We start from the raw sequence: 17,355 nt of genomic DNA, 5'->3' as shown, positions 1-17,355 counted from the left end.
CAATAACTGCCATAGGCTGACCTGGTCCATCGACACCCAGGCGCAACCCATGACAAAATATGAAAATAAAATAAAAGGTTGAATTTATGTCATTTGAAAACATTATTCTTGAGATGGACAGCGCCGTTGCCATGATCTCTTTTAATCGGCCCAAAGCTCTGAATGCCCTGAACAAAGCACTGCTTGATGAGTTGGATGTTGCATTGGATCAGGTTCTGGCCAATGATGAAATCCGGGTACTCATTTTAACAGGCACCGGAGACAAGTCCTTTGTGGCAGGTGCAGATATCTCAGAACTGACCCAAATGGACGCGTTGGCAGCAAAATACTTCTCCCGCAAAGGCCAGAAAGTATTCTCCAAGATTGAGGCCCTTCCCTTCCCGGCCATTGCTGCCGTAAACGGTTTTGCCCTGGGTGGCGGCAGTGAAGTTGCCCTGGCCTGTGATTTTATCTATGCATCGGAAAATGCGGTATTTGGACAACCCGAAATCAACCTGGGCCTGATTCCCGGTTTTGGCGGCACCCAGCGCCTCTCCAGGGTTGTGGGAAAAAACAGGGCCAAGGAGATGATTTTCACCGGAAGCAATATTACTGCTGACAAAGCCCTGGAATATGGTATGGTCAACAAGGTGTGCCCCCTTGAATCCCTTATGGATGAGGTCAACAAAACAGCCCGGCGCATTGCCGCCAAAGGATCCGTTTCCTTGAGAGCGGCCAAAGAGGTCATCCAAGCCGGACTATGTTGTGACCTTGAAACCGGATGTCTGATTGAGAACGATGCCTTTGCCATAACCTTTGCAAGCCCGGATGCAAAAGAAGGCACATCAGCATTTTTAGAAAAAAGAAAGCCTGAATTTAAAGGTAATATTTAACCAGGGAGATAAAACATGCCCATATACGACATTGACTATGAGACCATGCCCAGGGAGGGCCTGGAAGCGATTCAGCTTCGCCGTCTTCAAACCACCATTGAACGAATCTATGCCACGATTCCTTTTTATAAGGAAACCTATGACAAGGCCGGGGTCAAACCCTCTGACATAAAAAGCCTGGATGACTTAAGGCGTTTGCCTTTTACCACGAAACAGGACCTTCGTGACAACTACCCCTACCGTATGTTTGCGGTTCCCATGGAGCAGGTGATCCGCATCCATGCATCCTCGGGCACCACGGGTAAACCTACGGTGGTCGGCTACACCAAGCGGGATATCAGCACCTGGGCTGATTTGATGGCCAGAAGCATGGCGGCGGCCGGTGCCACCGCGGGAGATATCATTCACAATGCCTGGGGGTATGGTCTTTTTACCGGCGGCCTTGGGGCCCACTATGGTGCTGAACGGTTAGGCGCATCAGTCATTCCGGTTTCCGGTGGTAATACCAAACGTCAGATCACCATTATGCAGGATTTCAAGCCCACAATTCTATGTGGCACGCCATCTTATATCCTCCATCTGGCTGAAGTGGCAGATGAAATGGGCGTAAATTTCAAAGATTTATCTTTTAAATCGGGTATTTTTGGTGCAGAGCCCTGGACAGAAAGAATGCGCACGGAACTGGAAGCCAAACTCAATCTCAAGGCCGTGGATATTTACGGTCTGTCCGAAGTCATGGGACCTGGCGTATCTGTGGAGTGTGTTGAGGAACAAAAAGGCCTTCATATTGCCGAAGATCATTTCATTGTAGAGATCGTTGATCCGGATACTCTGGAACCCGTTCCCCCCGGAGATTCCGGTGAACTCGTGTTCACAACCATTACCAAGGAAGCTTTCCCGGTCATCCGTTACCGCACCAAAGACGTCACATCCTTGAATCCTGTGCCCTGCACCTGCGGCAGAACCCATATGCGGATGAACAAACCCACAGGCCGTACGGACGATATGCTTATCATCCGAGGCGTCAATGTATTTCCCTCCCAGATAGAAAGCGTTCTCATGGAAAGCCGGGAAGTCGCCCCCCATTATCAACTGCTGGTTGACCGGGTGGACAACCTGGATATCCTGACGGTCAAGGTAGAGATTGACGAAGCCTCCTTCAGCGATGACATCAAGGGACTGCAGGCCATGGAAGGTAAAATTTCGCATAATATCAAGGAGCACTTGGGCGTATCTGCCAAGGTGGCCCTTGTGGAGCCCAAAACCATAGAAAGAAGCCAGGGTAAGGCTGTCAGGGTTATAGATAACCGCCAATTTTAACCAAGGAGACTATTATGGCTGAACAGATATCCATATTCATAGAAAATAAAGAAGGGCGTCTTGCTGAAGTCACTGCCATTTTAAGGGATGCCGGGGTGAATATACGAGCACTTTCCCTGGCAGACACCACGGATTTTGGTGTACTGCGACTGATTGTCAATGAAAATGAAAAAGCCACCACAGCCTTACGGGAGCAGGGATTTACCGTGGGCAAAACCCGTGTTCTGGCTGTGGAAGTGAATGATGAACCCGGTGGCCTGAACCAGGTGTTGGATCCCTTGAGTGAACAAGGTGTCAACGTGGAGTACATGTATGCATTTGCCAACCCCCAGTGCAAAAACGCCATCATGATTTTCCGCTTTGATGATCTTGAAAAGGCAAAAATTATTTTGGCTGAACAGGGTATTAAAGTTGTAGATAAAGATGAAATTTCAAATCTTTAAAGGGCCTGTCTATAAATAGCGTCTTTATACAATGGTGAGTCGCGCACTTCCTCGGACACTCATTGGATAAAAATTCTTATTTCCAGACGAACGCAATAACGAAAACTGCTTTTCGGCACCGGATCACAAACGAATTCCGGTGCCGCAAGGCAATTGCACGCAAAAAAAACCCATCAAAAAGTGTCATAACCGTACCCGGTTCCGGATTGGTTCAAGCCAAACCCCTTTGTCTCCCTGCTGAGGAGTGGCGCTGTTAAATGGGTAGAAAAATTCTGAAACAGGTTCCCTCACCAGGGGCTGATTCCACTTCAATTGTGCCGTTATAATTTTCCGTTATAATAAAATAGGAGACCGACAGTCCAAGTCCGGCATCCTCTTTGTCAGACCTGGTGGAAAAAAACGGTTCAAATACGCGCCTGCGGATATTTTCGGGCATCCCCGGACCATTATCTATAATCTCAACGCAAACCTGACCTTCTTTACCATATGTTCGCATAAAAAAAGTCGGACACGGGCTATCCGTGTGCCCGGCCATGGCATAGGCCCCGTTTGACAGAATATTGAAAAACACCTGTTTTAATTCGCTGCCTCGACACTTTACTTTTGGCAAATCAGGGTCGTAATCCTTCATAATCTGGATGGCATCGAAATGGAAATCCTGTTCAAGGCTATATTCACTTGATGCCAGTTCAAGCGACTCATCTAAAAGAAGGGAAAGATCTTCAACAACAAAGTCCACCTTAGTGTTTCCGGAAAAAGAGAGCATGTTTGAAACAATCCCTGACGCTTTTTTACAGGCTTCCATGATCAGGTTCAGATTGTTAAAAACACTCTGATCTTGCAGATACCGGCCCAACCGATCAAAACTCAAACTGTTTTTATCTGCGGCGGCCAAACTTTCAGGGCCCGGCTTCTCAACACTATTGCGTATCATTTGTGCCGCCCGACGTATTTCGTCCAAAGGACCGTTCATTTCATTAACCATACCTGCAGCAAGTTTTCCAACTGACACCATTTTTTCAGACTGAACCATTGTTTTTTCAAGCTGTTGTTTTTCTTCCTGCCGGCCTCGAAGGGTTAACGCTTCAACCAAGACCATGATCATCATCGTGGCAACCTCCTGGTCTTCAGGCGTATATCCGCCTTCCTTACCTGCAAAAACGGCCAGGCCAAACACATCCTTTCCGTATAGCATAGGAAGCGCCATAATGGTTTCGACGGGCAGATGTTCCTTCGATAAAAAATAAAATTCAGAATTCAAACTTACATTGTTAGATATCACGGGAGCTTTATTCGCAATGGCTTCGACCAACCTGCCGGATATAGGCTGTCTAAATCCATGATTTATCACCGCTTCATCAAACATAGGACACTGTTTTTCGACCTGGTCGGAAAGCGCCAGAATTTTCAAATTATTTTCTGTGTCGCAGACCTGCCCCACAAAACAATATGGGCCCGGTACTACGCCCTGGGCAATGGGAATAAAAATTTCTGCAATTTCTTGTATGGATTGTGCCGTCATGGATTGTTGAAAAAATGTATTCACAGAAGAGATCAGCATACGCTGATACAGAATTTTTCTGCCCTGCATATTTTTCTGCTGTATATCCCCTTCCAACATTGTATTGATACGCGAAATTTCCTCTTTTTTTTCTTTAACGGTATCACGCATGCGCACAAAATTGCGTGAAAGGGTCCCTACTTCCCCAACATCTGTTTGTTCAATTTCATTATCAAAATTGCCTGCGGCTATCTCAGAAGTAATACGGGCAAGCCTTCCAAGCGGTTTCGTTATAATATTAATCGAAAAAGCAAGCACCACAGCGATGACCAGGATCACAAAAAGAGTAACCTCAAGCATCCTTGTCTGAAATTTAGCCAGTTTTTTTTCAATCAGGCCAGTAGAATAAACAACCGTCAGCCTTCCGAGTTTCAATCCTTTATAGTCAATGACAAAACTTTTCTTTATATCCGTTCCACCCAAAGGAAGCTGTCGTTCAAGATTGATATTAATATTTACTTCTGAATCATGGATGGTAAGGCGTTTCATATTTTCGTCATCAAAAAAGGTCTCCATGTTCATTTTTAAGCTTTCCCTATCCACATTATAAAGGGGAAGGGTGTTAATAATCCGCATAAGATAAGTGGATTTGTTAATTTGTACCCGCAACTTTTTTAACTCAAGGACTTTTACCTGGTGGGTGATGTAGAAACACAAAAACAGATTAACGGCACAAAAAGCCACAACAACAAAGATGATGATGCGGGTCCTTAAACCCATATAATTTTCCTGGTTACCACTAAAAGATTGCAACGAAAATAGACTCAGTCAAAGCGGATAGGACTAAACCTGATTGATGAATACTTTACGAATATTATTTAAGCAGAGCGTATTCGTTTCCGGACACTGTACGAACCAGACTCCGATAGTCTTCCGAGGCTGTTGACCCTGGAGCAAATTCAAAGATGGTTTTCCCAAAGGAAGGCGCATCGGCCAAGTTTTCGTTATAGCGAATGGGTTTACATAATTGACGGGGATACAGTTTTTTAAGCTGATCATACAGCAATTTTGGCCCTTTGATCCGCAAGTCAAGGAATGTAGGCACAATGTATTTTAGTTGAATTTCACTTTTGTACTTCTGAATGGCACCAAGACTTTTTATGAACTCGGACATCCCATGCAAGGGCATGGCTTCTAAGGCAACAGGCACTAAAACCTCGGTTGAATAAAAAAGGACATTAACAATCAACTGATCCCATCCTGGGGATGTATCAATCAAAATAAAATCAAATTGATTGTCCAAAGGACTTAGGGCTTCGGTCAAAGTAAACTCCGCCCCAAAGCTTTTTTTGTCAATAATACGCTTAACGCCTGCCAGGGATTTTCCACCCGAAAGCAGCCATAAATTCTTCCGGGCTTCGGTCAGGCAGTCTGAAATCGTCAGTTCCCGGGTTAAAAGTTCTGTTAAGCCGGCGCCCGGCTTTTTCCCAAGTATATATGAAGACTGCCCCTGGGTATCGGTATCCACTAAAAGGACTTTATATCCGGCCAAGGCAAGACCTGCACCAAGATTCACACTGGTGGTGGTTTTGCCTACGCCGCCCTTGCTTAGGGTAATGCAGATCTTTCTGGCCACAGATCCGAGTCGGCGTTGCATATCGATGGGTTCTTCTTCAGATGACAGAAGGGAGGAAAGGGCTACGGGGAATTTAAATTTACATGATTTGCAACTAGCCATAATAGTTGTCTTGCCGGCATCTGCAAAAGGTTTCAAGGCGGCAGGATTTACTTTATGTTTTCTGGCACATTTGGGACAGGTAATAATCACTGGTCCTTCTCCTTTTGTAACTCGGCTATAATAGCATCAACAGCAATACTTGCAAGTTTACGCATGGGGACATGGGATGTGTCATCACCGCTGACCCTTATTCTAATTTTGGCCTTTCCTTCCCATATTTCCACTGAAACATTTCCCCTGGACGCAGTCCATGAGGGATTTGAAGTCATTTCCGGCAAATCAGGTTTAGCTTCATTGGGACCACCTCTGTAGATCAGGCAATCCAATTCCTTTGCTGAACCGTCAAACGTTTTGTCATCAGTGCCTAAAAGGCTGTCCATGACATTTTTTTTTTTAACCATTCCAATGCCACCATTATGCTTATGGATGTTCTTCAAACAGGTCTTTAACTTTCAAGGCCTTTACTTTGAGCTGCCCAAGGGCTTTCTCCAACGTGTTTTTATTTTCAGCGTTCATATCCACCCATTGAAATCCAAACTGAAAACTGCCTGAATCATGCACTGAGCAGTGGATTGCTTTGGCGCATAGCCCTGTAATATTGACATCCCAAATCCTTAACCGGACATCATCAATAATCTGTCCGGAATCAAATTCGAGACAGGAACTGACATTTACAGCAACACCGGTTGCGGATAAATTGGTTATTAGATATTCATTTCCGCCAAAAATCAGCCGGATATCATCTGTTAAGGAAACCGACACCCGGAACAAATGGCGAATCTGGCCGTCTTCGGTCTTTCCGGTTATTGGCTGGAAATCTATGGAATCCTCGCTCATTCGTTCCCTCCCGCGAATTGGTGTTGTTGAATCGCAGTGGCCGACCTAATGTATCAACACCCAAGCTCAAGTTATAACAGAATAAGAAATTAATTTAATTCGTTATTTTGACTTTCATATAACGGCCATGGCCGACCTGGTCTTTCACCGAGGTTAGGCCACAACAGATCATAAAAGAAGCTAATCCGTTAGTTCAGCTCTTTCATATAAAAAATGTTATTGAAGAAATTTAACGCGTTGAAACAAATAATATCAGGTCCTTTGTATCCATGCAAGAGAAAACAAAAGGGGGCCTCTTCATTAAGAAGACGCCCCCTTTTTTAAACGAATGTATCGTTAAACAGCTAGGTATTAATGTCCGGCAAGTGCAGCAACAGCAGGAGCGATTGCAGGATGAACAAACAGAAGGATCATCGCAACAACCAGAGCGTAGATACAAAGAGATTCGATCAGAGCAAGACCGATCAGCATGTTCACCTGGATTTTACCAGCTGCTTCAGGGTTTCTTGAGATACCTGACATGGCACCATTCAAACCAAGACCCTGACCAATGCCGCAACCAAATGCAGCGATACCAATGGCAAAACCTGCTGCCCAGACACTACCAACGAGAAATTCCATGAGATTTACTCCTTTAATAAAGTATTATAAACAAACGGGCTTCTTCCAAAATCCCGTAAAAAAGCTTAATTCTTGTTTCGTAAAATTAATGTGCTTCTTCAATAGCGCCTGCAATGTACATGGTCGGCAGCAAGAAGAACACGATGGCCTGAATCAAAGATACAAGGATACCCATTGCCATGATGGGAAGGGGTACCAGAAAAGGACCGGCCAGCATCAGAAGGATGCCTACAACCAACTCATGCCCCATCATATTGCCAAAGAGACGCAAAGTCAGGGAGAGTACTCGTGCCAAGTGACCGATGACTTCAATAACAAAGAAGAGCGGCATAAGTGCCGGTACGGGCCCTAGAAAATGTTTAATATATTTTGCACCGTGTTTCTTGACACCGATCACATGGCTCCATGACACGACAAGGATGGCCAGGGCAACAGTCGTATTGATGGACGCTGTGGGCGGATAAAATCCGGGAACCAGACCGAACAGGTTACCTAAAAGAACAAACAGGAAAACAGTCAATAACAATGGATAGGAATCTCTTCCCTCTTCACCGGTAATACCAACCATAAACTCTTCAAGTCCGGAAATGATTACCTCAAAAACATTCTGAACGGTCTTGGGTACAAGGGCGACGCTTTTGCCGCCAATCCAGCCAAGAATAACGAGAATAATCATTGCAAACCACATGTAAGTAACATGAGGATGGGCACCTGCCCAATCTTCCAGACCAAACAAACTAAATAACGAAGTAAGAAATAGATATGGGTGTTCCACCTTAAACCGCCTCCCTGAATATAATCTTGGTTAATTCAATTGCCGCTGCTATAAACGTGCTTATCACTACTACGGAAAGACCCACCAGAAGCCCTGCCGGATGTACGCTGCGGTTCACGATCAGCAGAAAAATAATCACGGCCGTCAATGCAAATCGCAGATAATATTTAACCAAAAGCGCACCGATCAGGGATTTTCCCTTTTCAAGCACCCGCTTTTGGTTGATATTTTTAGTCACTGTACTTTTAAGAACATGAAAATTGATTGTCACAATCAAACCACCCAGAAAAACCCCGAGATACACTTTCGGGGGGGCCAGAATCAATGCCACAAGACTTAACCCCAGAAACAGAATCCAGTTGGTTCGTGTAATAAAGTCTACTATTTTCTCAAGTTCTTCCATTAATATTTTCCCGCTTTTTTCCCGGCCCTGATAATGTTGCTGAACCCGGCTGCTATGCCGAATCCAAGCCCCACCAGCAAAAGAACGGGTTTTGTATCAAAAACAGTATCCAGCCAGTATCCCAGTGCCATCCCGATGACAATGGCCAGAGCCACGGATATGCCAAGACTTGCAAAATATCCCAACTCACGAAAGGTACTACCTTTATCTGCCATTTTTATCAACCTTTCCCCGGCACCTTATTTGCCGATTTTCCCGGCAGCTGTGATCGTCAAATTATCTTGAGAGCAAATATCATATGATCCGGATGAAGTCAACGTGAAAAAAAGTTTTACAGAAGATCAAGGAAGCCGTTGGTATACGGCCCTTTAACCCTTCCGATCAACCTTGCCGAAACCCCGTTTTTTTCCATAATATCCGCACATTGCACAGCCTGGTCCGGGGCCAGAAAAAACAAAAGCCCGCCGGATGTCTGGGGATCGAACATTAAATCGCTTCGCACCCGATCTATTCCTTTGGCCACACGGATATGCGGGGCAAAAAAACTTTTGTTTTTATGGGCTCCGGCCGGAAGCAGGCCCATGGCGGCATACTCCATTACTCCGTCCAGCACCTCGACTTTTTCCGTATAAATTTCAATACGCAGCCCTGCACCTTTGGCCGCTTCAATCAAATGTCCCCCAAGCCCAAAACCTGTAACATCAGTACAGGCATGAACATCAAAATTTTTAGCGATCAGGGCCGCCTCTTTGTTCAGGGTAGACATGGTTTTTACAGCCTGCTTTACCTGGTCATCGGATGCAATTCCGCCTTTGATCGCCGTGGAGATAATGCCGGTGCCAATGGGCTTGGTCAAAATAACTGCATCACCCACCTTTGCGCGGCTGTTGGCCCAGACCTGGTCCGGATGCACTATGCCGGTCACCGACAGACCGTACTTGATTTCAGGATCATCCACGGAATGGCCCCCCACAAGCGTTGCGCCCGACTCTTTGATTTTATCAAGTCCGCCTTCAAGAATCCGGGGAAGAATGCCTGCGTCAAGGTCGCATGACGGAAAACAGACAATATTCATCACTGTGATGGGCGTGCCACCCATGGCATAGACATCTGACAAAGAATTGGCCGCAGCAATCTGACCGAATTCATAGGGGTCATCAGCCACAGGCGTCAGAAAATCAAGGGTCTGGACAATGGCAGTTTCTTTGGACAGGCGGAATACACCAGCGTCATCCGGGTGTTCAAGCCCGATAATCAAATCCGGGTGGGACGGCAATTCAAGTTTTGACACGATTTTATCCAGGGCCCCTGGATCCAGTTTGGCAGCTCAACCAGCTGCTTTTACCGTGCGGGTTAAAAAAAACTGTTCCGGTTTATCCATTATTTGGTATCCTTAAATTTTAAGTGCAATCACTGCGGCAAAACGTCCGGTGGCCTTGTTTGCCCTGAAAGAATAAAACAGATCCGTACGGCACCGGGTGCAAAGCCCCATGGTTTCAATATGTTCATCCAAAACCCCGTGGGCCCCAAGCTGATCCCGGGAAATCTGCCAGAAATCAAAATAGGGGCGGTCCTTCTCTTTATATTGCCACAATGCTTTGGGAAATTCCTGCTTATAATTAATAAATTGTGCACAGCAGGGGCCAAGGGAGGGAGAAATGCCCGCCCGGATGCTTGCAGGGGAGCATCCGAACTGCGTGACCATGGTATCGATGCAGCGGCTTATAATATTTGCCGCACTGCCCCGCCAGCCGGAATGGACATTGGCAATTACCTCTTTGTCAGGGTCGTACAGGACCACGGCCTGGCAGTCTGCCACCTGGATTGCAAGCCCTAAACCTTTAAGGTTTGTAACAGCGGCATCTGCCTTAAATATTTTAGAAGGTGCCGTCCCCTGCCCTTTCCATACGGCGTCTGCCGCATCCTTTTCTGATTTGATCACGGCAATGTCAGTGCCGTGCACCTGATTTAAAAACAAAACCCGGGTCAGGCCTATGGATGACAGCATCAAAGCCCTGTTCCGGTTTACAATATCAGGATCATCCCCGGTGCTCAATCCGACATTCAATCCCAGAAAGGGACCCTTACTGTATCCTTCGGTCCTGGAAAAAACGCCGTGAACCAGCCCAGGAAAAAGATTCAGAGAATTAAATGTTAAAGGGCTAAGCACCGCCATAAAATCTTTGCCCAATGCGCTCAATAATTTTCGATGTGGAGATATCTTCCTCAAAGGCCACGCGTGCCACGCGCCCGCCGCAGCCTTTGACAAACTTTGCCCCAATGATTTTATCCTCGGGCCAATCCGCCCCCTTGACCAGCACCTGGGGAACAATGCCCCGAATCAAATCTTCCGGATCAGGCGCATCGAACAGCACCACATGATCGACACAACTTAGGGCCGCCACAACACGTGCCCGTTGTTCCTGGCAGATTACCGGCCGAAGATCACCTTTGATCTGACGAACGGACGCATCGGAGTTCAAACCCAGAACCAGAACATCTCCGAATGATTTTGCTTTTTCAAGATAGGCCACATGGCCTGCATGAAGAATGTCAAAGCAGCCGTTGGTAAACACTATGGTCCGGCCAAGGGTTGTGTATTCATGGGCCAAGCGGCACATCTCATCCAGCCTAACAATTTTATTAGCCATATTAACCGTAGACATCCCCCCTGCGATCCTGTCCAACGGGGATGGTTTCCCGCACCCGGTCAACCAGGCCCATGTCAATGTCAGCCATGATGATACCGGACGTATCATCTCCCAAAGCAAGAACAGAACCATTGGGATCAACGATCATGGAACTGCCCGGAAAAACAAGTCCGTTTGTATCCGTACCCGTACGGTTGCAGCAGATAAACCAGGCCTGATTTTCAATGGCCCTTGCTCGGATCAATGCCTGCCAGTGTGCCACCCGGGTATGGGGCCACTGGGCGCTGATCACAAAAAGCCGCGCCCCGTCAAGAAAAAGGCGGCGGGCAAGTTCCGGGAATCTCAGATCATAGCAGATCATTGTTCCGACGCGGCCCAGGCTGGTGTCTGCCGTCACCATCTCATCTCCCCGGGCATAGTACAGATCCTCACCGGTCAAAGGAAACAGATGCAATTTACGGTACCGGGCCCGGATCTCACCATCCCTGTCAATTAAATAAAGGGTGTTGAATATCTGACCGTTTTTTTGCTCAGGCAAACTTCCGGCAACGGCCATAAACCGCGTCCGGGCAAATTCGGCCAGACGTTGAATCCCCTCTTTTACATCCGGCATAAGCCGATCCATATTTTCATTGTCAAACCCGGTTAAAAAAAATTCAGGGCAGACCCCAAGGCATGCGCCCTGTTCCGCCAAGTCCCCCAGGTGCCCAAGGGCAACAGAAAGATTGCCCCGGACATCCCCGTCTTTCACATCAAACTGCACGGCACCGGCTTTAAACTTTGTGTTCGTGATCATATTGCCTTTTTCGTTAATGCTTTATCATATCAGCGATCTGGAACGCCACCTCAAGGCTTTGCTCGGCATTGAGTCGCGGGTCACAGGTGGTATCATATCGATTATGAAGTTCTTCACTGACAATATTTCTGGCACCGCCGACACATTCGGTTACGTTTTTACCGGTCATTTCAAGATGAACGCCTCCCGGAATTGTTCCTTCTGCCCAATGAATTTCAAAAAACCGGGTAATCTCTTTTAAAATATCATTAAAATCCCGGGTTTTGTGTCCGGATTCCGAGGTAAACGTATTGGCATGCATAGGGTCGCAGTTCCACACGATATGAGACCCCTCTCTTTTAATCTCTCGAAGCAGAGCAGGCAGCTTTTTTTCAATATTGGCACATCCCATTCGGGTAATCAGGGTCAATCTTCCGGGTTTATTTTCAGGGTTAAGAATTTCAATGAGCTGCTTTATATTATCAATATCATGATCCGGACCGATTTTGACTCCAATCGGATTGAGCACTCCTTTTAAAAATTGAACATGAGCGCCGTCTACCTGACGGGTTCTTTCGCCAATCCAAAGCATATGAGCAGAACAATTATACCAGTCCCCAGTGGTAGAATCAATCCGGGTCAACGCCTCCTCATAAGGCAACAAAAGGGCTTCGTGGGAGGTAAAAATCTGAGTTTGATTGATCTGAGGAATATCCGTGGGAATCCCGATTGTATTCATAAATCTCATGGCCTGGTCAATCTGTTTGGCCAGACGATCATAAGAACGTCCCATGGGGGATTGGGCTACAAATTCCTGATTCCAGGCCTGAACCCTGTGCAGGGCTGCGTACCCGCCCCGGGTAAATGCCCGCAAAAGGTTCAGGGTGGAGGCGGCCAGGTAATACCCTTTAAGCATATATTTGGGATTGGGGGTGCGCGCTTTCATGGAGAATTCGTTTTTGTTAACCATATCTCCGCGATATGACGGCAGTTCAACGCCGTCTACAATTTCCGTATCCGACGAACGGGGCTTGGCAAACTGCCCGGCAATCCGACCCACTTTAATGGCTGGTTTCCCACCGGCATAGGCCATAACAACGGCCATCTGCAACAAAACTTTCATGGTTTCCCTGATGGTGGGCGCTGTAACTTGGGAGAAATCTTCTGAACAGTCCCCACCCTGAATCAAAAACGCCTCCCCTTTTGAGGCCTTGGCCAGCAGATCCGTTAATGTTCTTATTTCCCCTGCAAAAACCAGCGGCGGCAGTAAGGCCAAATCTTTAGTGACTTTATCCAACTCGTTCTGATCCGGCCAGTTGGGCTGTTGAAGGGCCGTATAATTTTTCCAGCTTGATTTTGTCCATCCATTTTGACTTGTCATATTTTATACCGTCTTATCCTTATTTTTTTATATGAAAGTCTGGGTAAGTTACTCAGATCTTTCAACCTTTGTTGTGGGCTGTGCCTGGGTATTGATAAACCAGGTCGGCCCATGGCCGTTATATGAAATTCAAAAAAAACTCAATTAAATTACTTTCATTTTTTATTGTGATGTGAGCCTGCGTGTTGATAGACCAGTTCAGCCTATGGCCGTTTATTTCATTTGTAATCTATCTAAAAATCATACCTTGCAATTTAGAATGTTTATTCTGAAATTGCAAAGTATACGACAAAAAATTTTTGATTAATCCACAATGAAAAAATTTGAAATGCCCCACCGGTACAAAAAGTATTGAAAACCTGAAAGCAAACGAGTAAATTGATATCAATTCATTGAGCCGGAAAGAACGTTACCCCTCGCCGTTGCTAATTACCGCCACAGCAGGGGATCGGATCTGTCAAGGGTGTGAGAACGATGGTCACCCAAAGGCTTGGTCTTGAATGAACAAAATAAAATAACACCAGCGAATTGGGATCACGATCAAATCAAATTTGGTTCAAAATAGGTGCGTCTAAAAATTCCATTTAGCCTTGCTCTATTTTTCGGCATCTGTCGGATTACTGAAAAGCCTTTCAAAGAAACATTTCAGTTAATTTAAACAAGCCCAAAAAACCGAACAAAAGCTGACTTAGGACCGCCGATGAAATAAAGGAGAAGAATCTATGATAATTTTAAGCTCGTTGAAACTAAAAACAAAATTGATGTTTTTCGGTATTTTACTTAGCGTTATTCCTCTTATTTTAATTTCTCTGATTTCTTTTTTCCAGGATATCCAAACTGAAAAAATTGTAGAGAACGAAACCTCAAAGTTGACTATTGAAAACTTCGAGAATCTGGCTAAAGGAGTCTATTTGACCTGCAAGGCCAGTCAGGAACAGGTTCAACAAGCAGTCAACAGATCTTTAAACGTTGCTCGGGATATCATGGAGCAACAAGGCGCTGTAGAATTGTCCAATGAGGCCATTGAATGGCAGGCTGTGAATCAATATACAAAAGAGGAACAAATAATTTCGCTTTCCAAAATTATTATCGGCGAAGAATGGATCGGAAAAACAGACGATATGTCGGAAAACTCGTCAATTGTTGATAAAGTCAAATCGTTGGTTGGGGGGACATGCACGATATTTCAACGTCTGGACGAAGCGGGAAGCATGTTGCGGGTTGCCACAAACGTCGTAAAAAAAGATGGAAAAAGAGCTATAGGAACCTATATCCCCGCAATCAATCCTGACGGAAAACCCAATCCGGTCATTAAAGAGGTGCTCAATGGAAAAACATTCAGGGGCCGGGCTTTTGTCGTTGACAGATGGTACATCACGGCTTATCAACCGATATATGATAATAATCAGTATGTCGTGGGCGTCCTCTATGTGGGTGTTCCCCAGGAAAGCTTCACCAGCCTTAGAAAAGCTGTGATGGATACTAAAGTCGGTAAAACCGGATATGTTTACGTTATGGACTCCAAAGGGAATTATGTGATTTCACATCAAGGTCAAAAGGATGGGGAAAATATCTTGGCCTTTCAATCCGACGACGGCTCATTTCCAATCAAGAATCTTATTAAAATCGCACACAACTTGGCTGAAAACAGTGTAGGCTCAATGAAATACAAGTTCGATGCCAAAGACGGCAACGGCGAAATGGAAAAAGTGATAAGAATGATGTATTTCAAACCCTGGGACTGGATTATTGCCGCGGGATTACCGATTCATGAATTTGATGCCACCAATAATAATATAAAGAAGATTAGCGCACAAAAGGCAAAGTTTCAATTTTCAATCATTTTTGTTGCCCTGATTCTCGTAACACTGATCTGGTATTTTGTTGCCAAAAGCATCACGGCGCCACTGATTAAAGGTGTATCGTTTGCACAGACAATGGCAGAAGGAAATTTCACGCAATCTTTTGATGTCAGCCGGCGTGATGAAATTGGAAGTCTGTCAACCTCTTTGAACACTATGTCAACCAGTTTGCAAGCAATGATCCGAAATATTTTTCAAACGACTCAAACTTTAACATCTTCAGCCGAAGGACTTTCATCTATTTCAAAGCAAATTTCCACAAATTCCGAACAATCCGCATTAAAAGCAAAGAGTGTATCTGAATCAGCAGAAGAAATGACTGCAAATATGAATAGCGTGGCTGATAGGACTGGGGAGACCACGGCCAATATCCAGATGATTGTTTCTGCTGCCGAGGAAATGTCTTCCACCATAAATGAAATTGCAAATAACACAGCCAAGGGCAGTGAAACAACAAACGCAGCCGTTGAAGCGGCAAAAAAGGTTTCCCAAAAAGTGGGTGAGCTTGGGAAAAGCGCATCTGAGATCAGTAAGGTAACCGAAACCATTGCCGATATTTCAGAGCAGACCAATCTCCTTGCCCTGAATGCTACAATTGAGGCTGCAAGAGCAGGTGACGCAGGCAAGGGATTTGCCGTTGTTGCAGGAGAAATTAAAGCACTTGCCCAGCAGACAGCAGAGGCTACAAGTGAAATAGGTAATAAAATAACCGCTGTTCAAAAAACAACAAACGAATCTGTTACTGCAATTGATTCCATTGTAAACATCATCAATGAAATCAATGAAATTGTAATAACTGTTGCCACGGCGATTGAAGAACAATCTACAACAACCCAGGAGATAGCAAATAATGTAGCCCAGGCTGCCCAAGGGATACAGGAAGTAAGTGACAGCGTAAGCCAAACTTCTGCTGCAGCAGGAGAAGTAACAAAAGATATTACCGAGGTAAGTCAGGCGGCCAATGAAATGAATGCCGGAAGCCATCAGATAGAAACCAGTGCTGAGGAGCTATCGAAACTTGCTGGACAGCTAAATGAAATGGTTAGAAAGTTTAAAATATAAACATAAAAAAATGATTTCGTATATAAAAAAATCTGTGTAACCTACAAAGATCTTTCAACTTTCGTTGTGGGCTGAACCTCGGTGAAAAACCAGGTCAGCCCATGGCTATTATAAGGAGTATTATGTGGTTAAACGCATCCTGTCTAATTGAATTTCAAATTTCAGTTCCAACCCCATTTTTGCTAATGCTGCGCCCCCGCAGCGGATCGCAGCAGTGGATCATGCGAGAAGAGTATCTTTTGTCACCCAGTGTACCGGCCCTGGAGTTTACAGATATGTTCGGCAATTTATGTCAAAGGATAGTCGCACCAGCCGGGAATTTTACGGTTAGTACATCTGTTGATATCGAAACCACGGATGAATCCGACACGGCCCCAGGATCGCCGTTTATCGAAGTGCAACTGCTCCCTCCCGATGTTCTGCCGTTCTTGTATCCAAGCCGTTATTGTGAATCGGACCGTTTCACTGAAATGGCGGCATCGGTCACGGCGAACCAGTCCCCAGGATACGATCAATGCAATGCCATTGTTAATTATGTCCGAAAGTCGATACGGTATACACCCGGAATTGGACAACAGATTATAAGCGCCTCTGAGGTGAATCAGCTTGGCCAAGGCGTCTGCCGGGATATGGCCCATTTGGGTATCGCATGCTGCCGGGCGCTGTCCATACCGGCCCGCATGGTCGTGGGTTACCTTGAAGGACTTGAGCCCATGGATCTGCACGCCTGGTTTGAGGCCTATGTTGGAAATCGGTGGTACACATTCGATCCGACGCAACCCGATCTGAAAGGCGGTCGTATCGCCATTGCTTTTGGTCGAGATGCAGCCGATGTGGCCATCTATACGCAATTTGGCAATCCAGTGGACTTGTTAAATATGAACGTCCAGGTTAAGAAAATGACCGGCCCGGGATATCACAGTAAAGCCCAATGAAAAAATTTAATGAAAGTGTCCACCTGACAAATCAAATTTAAAATTCCTCAATTTTTTAAAAACTGCATACATCCCTCCGCCGAAATGCGGGGTTCCCCTCATTGTTCGATAACACGTTCCAGTGTTAAATTCCAATTACACTATGAATGCAATGGAAAAAAACAAAAAAGGGAACGTTA

Annotated in this window: 18 protein-coding genes; 5 read left to right on the top strand and 13 right to left on the bottom strand. The window is 45.5% G+C overall.

Features of this window, described 5'->3' with window-relative positions:
* Positions 1-86 precede the first annotated feature (86 nt).
* From EYB58_RS14505 to EYB58_RS14495, 3 genes are read left to right on the top strand one after another with little or no spacing between them, the layout of a single operon-like run.
* Entirely contained in the window at positions 87-872 is a 786-nt protein-coding gene (locus EYB58_RS14505) for an enoyl-CoA hydratase-related protein (protein ID WP_111953221.1), read from the top strand.
* A 15-nt stretch (positions 873-887) separates the two neighbouring features.
* Positions 888-2,192, top strand: coding sequence for a phenylacetate--CoA ligase family protein (locus EYB58_RS14500; protein WP_111953223.1), 1,305 nt, complete (start codon positions 888-890; stop codon positions 2,190-2,192).
* 14 nt (positions 2,193-2,206) lie between these two features.
* On the top strand, positions 2,207-2,635 hold the full coding sequence (locus EYB58_RS14495) for an ACT domain-containing protein (protein WP_111953225.1): 429 nt from the start codon (positions 2,207-2,209) through the stop codon (positions 2,633-2,635).
* Positions 2,636-2,888: 253 nt separating this feature from the next.
* Here EYB58_RS14495 and EYB58_RS14490 read toward each other — a convergent pair whose 3' ends face one another.
* From EYB58_RS14490 to EYB58_RS14430, 13 genes are all read right to left on the bottom strand, one after another.
* Positions 2,889-4,916: an ATP-binding protein gene (locus EYB58_RS14490; RefSeq protein ID WP_111953227.1), complete on the bottom strand. Its 2,028-nt coding sequence runs from the start codon at positions 4,914-4,916 to the stop codon at positions 2,889-2,891.
* A 94-nt stretch (positions 4,917-5,010) separates the two neighbouring features.
* Positions 5,011-5,964, bottom strand: coding sequence for an AAA family ATPase (locus EYB58_RS14485; RefSeq protein WP_111953229.1), 954 nt, complete (start codon positions 5,962-5,964; stop codon positions 5,011-5,013).
* Positions 5,961-6,275: a hypothetical protein gene (locus tag EYB58_RS14480; RefSeq protein WP_111953231.1), complete on the bottom strand. Its 315-nt coding sequence runs from the start codon at positions 6,273-6,275 to the stop codon at positions 5,961-5,963. Before EYB58_RS14480 ends, EYB58_RS14485 begins: the two co-directional genes overlap by 4 nt.
* A gap of 19 nt (positions 6,276-6,294) precedes the next feature.
* Positions 6,295-6,711 (bottom strand): PilZ domain-containing protein, encoded by a 417-nt coding sequence (locus EYB58_RS14475; protein WP_111953233.1) that lies wholly within the window; start codon positions 6,709-6,711, stop codon positions 6,295-6,297.
* A 351-nt stretch (positions 6,712-7,062) separates the two neighbouring features.
* The gene (gene atpE / locus EYB58_RS14470; RefSeq protein WP_111953235.1) at positions 7,063-7,332 is read right to left on the bottom strand and encodes an ATP synthase F0 subunit C; all 270 of its coding nucleotides are present in this window, start codon (positions 7,330-7,332) and stop codon (positions 7,063-7,065) included.
* Positions 7,333-7,417: 85 nt separating this feature from the next.
* Entirely contained in the window at positions 7,418-8,107 is a 690-nt protein-coding gene (gene atpB, locus EYB58_RS14465) for a F0F1 ATP synthase subunit A (protein WP_111953237.1), read from the bottom strand.
* A 1-nt stretch (position 8,108) separates the two neighbouring features.
* Positions 8,109-8,510: an ATP synthase subunit I gene (locus tag EYB58_RS14460; protein WP_111953239.1), complete on the bottom strand. Its 402-nt coding sequence runs from the start codon at positions 8,508-8,510 to the stop codon at positions 8,109-8,111.
* Positions 8,510-8,725 carry an AtpZ/AtpI family protein gene (locus EYB58_RS14455; protein ID WP_111953241.1) on the bottom strand — a complete coding sequence of 72 codons (216 nt, stop codon included), beginning with the start codon at positions 8,723-8,725 and terminating at the stop codon, positions 8,510-8,512. The genes EYB58_RS14460 and EYB58_RS14455 overlap by 1 nt, the downstream gene beginning before the upstream one ends.
* A gap of 116 nt (positions 8,726-8,841) precedes the next feature.
* On the bottom strand, positions 8,842-9,891 hold the full coding sequence (gene selD / locus EYB58_RS14450) for a selenide, water dikinase SelD (RefSeq protein WP_111953243.1): 1,050 nt from the start codon (positions 9,889-9,891) through the stop codon (positions 8,842-8,844).
* 12 nt (positions 9,892-9,903) lie between these two features.
* A complete protein-coding gene (gene pgeF / locus EYB58_RS14445; protein ID WP_111953429.1) occupies positions 9,904-10,686 on the bottom strand; it encodes a peptidoglycan editing factor PgeF in 783 nt (260 codons plus the stop codon).
* On the bottom strand, positions 10,673-11,161 hold the full coding sequence (rfaE2, locus tag EYB58_RS14440) for a D-glycero-beta-D-manno-heptose 1-phosphate adenylyltransferase (RefSeq protein ID WP_428840399.1): 489 nt from the start codon (positions 11,159-11,161) through the stop codon (positions 10,673-10,675). The genes pgeF and rfaE2 overlap by 14 nt, the downstream gene beginning before the upstream one ends.
* A gap of 1 nt (position 11,162) precedes the next feature.
* Positions 11,163-11,957, bottom strand: coding sequence for a carbon-nitrogen family hydrolase (locus EYB58_RS14435; protein ID WP_111953247.1), 795 nt, complete (start codon positions 11,955-11,957; stop codon positions 11,163-11,165).
* Positions 11,958-11,970: 13 nt separating this feature from the next.
* Positions 11,971-13,317 (bottom strand): class II 3-deoxy-7-phosphoheptulonate synthase, encoded by a 1,347-nt coding sequence (locus EYB58_RS14430; protein ID WP_111953249.1) that lies wholly within the window; start codon positions 13,315-13,317, stop codon positions 11,971-11,973.
* Between the two features lie 722 nt (positions 13,318-14,039).
* Between EYB58_RS14430 and EYB58_RS24020 the strand changes: the two genes are divergently transcribed.
* Both EYB58_RS24020 and EYB58_RS14420 read left to right on the top strand, forming a co-directional pair.
* The gene (locus tag EYB58_RS24020; RefSeq protein WP_111953251.1) at positions 14,040-16,241 is read left to right on the top strand and encodes a methyl-accepting chemotaxis protein; all 2,202 of its coding nucleotides are present in this window, start codon (positions 14,040-14,042) and stop codon (positions 16,239-16,241) included.
* Between the two features lie 221 nt (positions 16,242-16,462).
* Positions 16,463-17,176: a transglutaminase-like domain-containing protein gene (locus tag EYB58_RS14420; RefSeq protein WP_242637370.1), complete on the top strand. Its 714-nt coding sequence runs from the start codon at positions 16,463-16,465 to the stop codon at positions 17,174-17,176.
* The last annotated feature ends 179 nt before the right edge of the window (positions 17,177-17,355 follow it).

The organism is Desulfobacter hydrogenophilus, from assembly GCF_004319545.1.
GTDB lineage: Bacteria > Desulfobacterota > Desulfobacteria > Desulfobacterales > Desulfobacteraceae > Desulfobacter > Desulfobacter hydrogenophilus.
Note: the sequence above shows the minus strand (reverse complement) of the source record. Positions and strands in the feature narration are given on the sequence as shown.

What these genes read in the sequence shown, in the direction of transcription:
- EYB58_RS14505 (WP_111953221.1), top strand. Translation starts at nt 87, where the DNA reads ATGTCATTTGAAAACATTATTCTTGAGATGGACAGCGCCGTTGCCATG.
- EYB58_RS14500 (WP_111953223.1), top strand. Translation starts at nt 888, where the DNA reads ATGCCCATATACGACATTGACTATGAGACCATGCCCAGGGAGGGCCTG.
- EYB58_RS14495 (WP_111953225.1), top strand. Translation starts at nt 2,207, where the DNA reads ATGGCTGAACAGATATCCATATTCATAGAAAATAAAGAAGGGCGTCTT.
- EYB58_RS14490 (WP_111953227.1), bottom strand. Translation starts at nt 4,916, where the DNA reads ATGGGTTTAAGGACCCGCATCATCATCTTTGTTGTTGTGGCTTTTTGT.
- EYB58_RS14480 (WP_111953231.1), bottom strand. Translation starts at nt 6,275, where the DNA reads ATGGTTAAAAAAAAAAATGTCATGGACAGCCTTTTAGGCACTGATGAC.
- EYB58_RS14475 (WP_111953233.1), bottom strand. Translation starts at nt 6,711, where the DNA reads ATGAGCGAGGATTCCATAGATTTCCAGCCAATAACCGGAAAGACCGAA.
- atpE (WP_111953235.1), bottom strand. Translation starts at nt 7,332, where the DNA reads ATGGAATTTCTCGTTGGTAGTGTCTGGGCAGCAGGTTTTGCCATTGGT.
- EYB58_RS14460 (WP_111953239.1), bottom strand. Translation starts at nt 8,510, where the DNA reads ATGGAAGAACTTGAGAAAATAGTAGACTTTATTACACGAACCAACTGG.
- EYB58_RS14455 (WP_111953241.1), bottom strand. Translation starts at nt 8,725, where the DNA reads ATGGCAGATAAAGGTAGTACCTTTCGTGAGTTGGGATATTTTGCAAGT.
- pgeF (WP_111953429.1), bottom strand. Translation starts at nt 10,686, where the DNA reads ATGGCGGTGCTTAGCCCTTTAACATTTAATTCTCTGAATCTTTTTCCT.
- rfaE2 (WP_428840399.1), bottom strand. Translation starts at nt 11,161, where the DNA reads ATGGCTAATAAAATTGTTAGGCTGGATGAGATGTGCCGCTTGGCCCAT.
- EYB58_RS14435 (WP_111953247.1), bottom strand. Translation starts at nt 11,957, where the DNA reads ATGATCACGAACACAAAGTTTAAAGCCGGTGCCGTGCAGTTTGATGTG.
- EYB58_RS14430 (WP_111953249.1), bottom strand. Translation starts at nt 13,317, where the DNA reads ATGACAAGTCAAAATGGATGGACAAAATCAAGCTGGAAAAATTATACG.
- EYB58_RS24020 (WP_111953251.1), top strand. Translation starts at nt 14,040, where the DNA reads ATGATAATTTTAAGCTCGTTGAAACTAAAAACAAAATTGATGTTTTTC.
- EYB58_RS14420 (WP_242637370.1), top strand. Translation starts at nt 16,463, where the DNA reads ATGCGAGAAGAGTATCTTTTGTCACCCAGTGTACCGGCCCTGGAGTTT.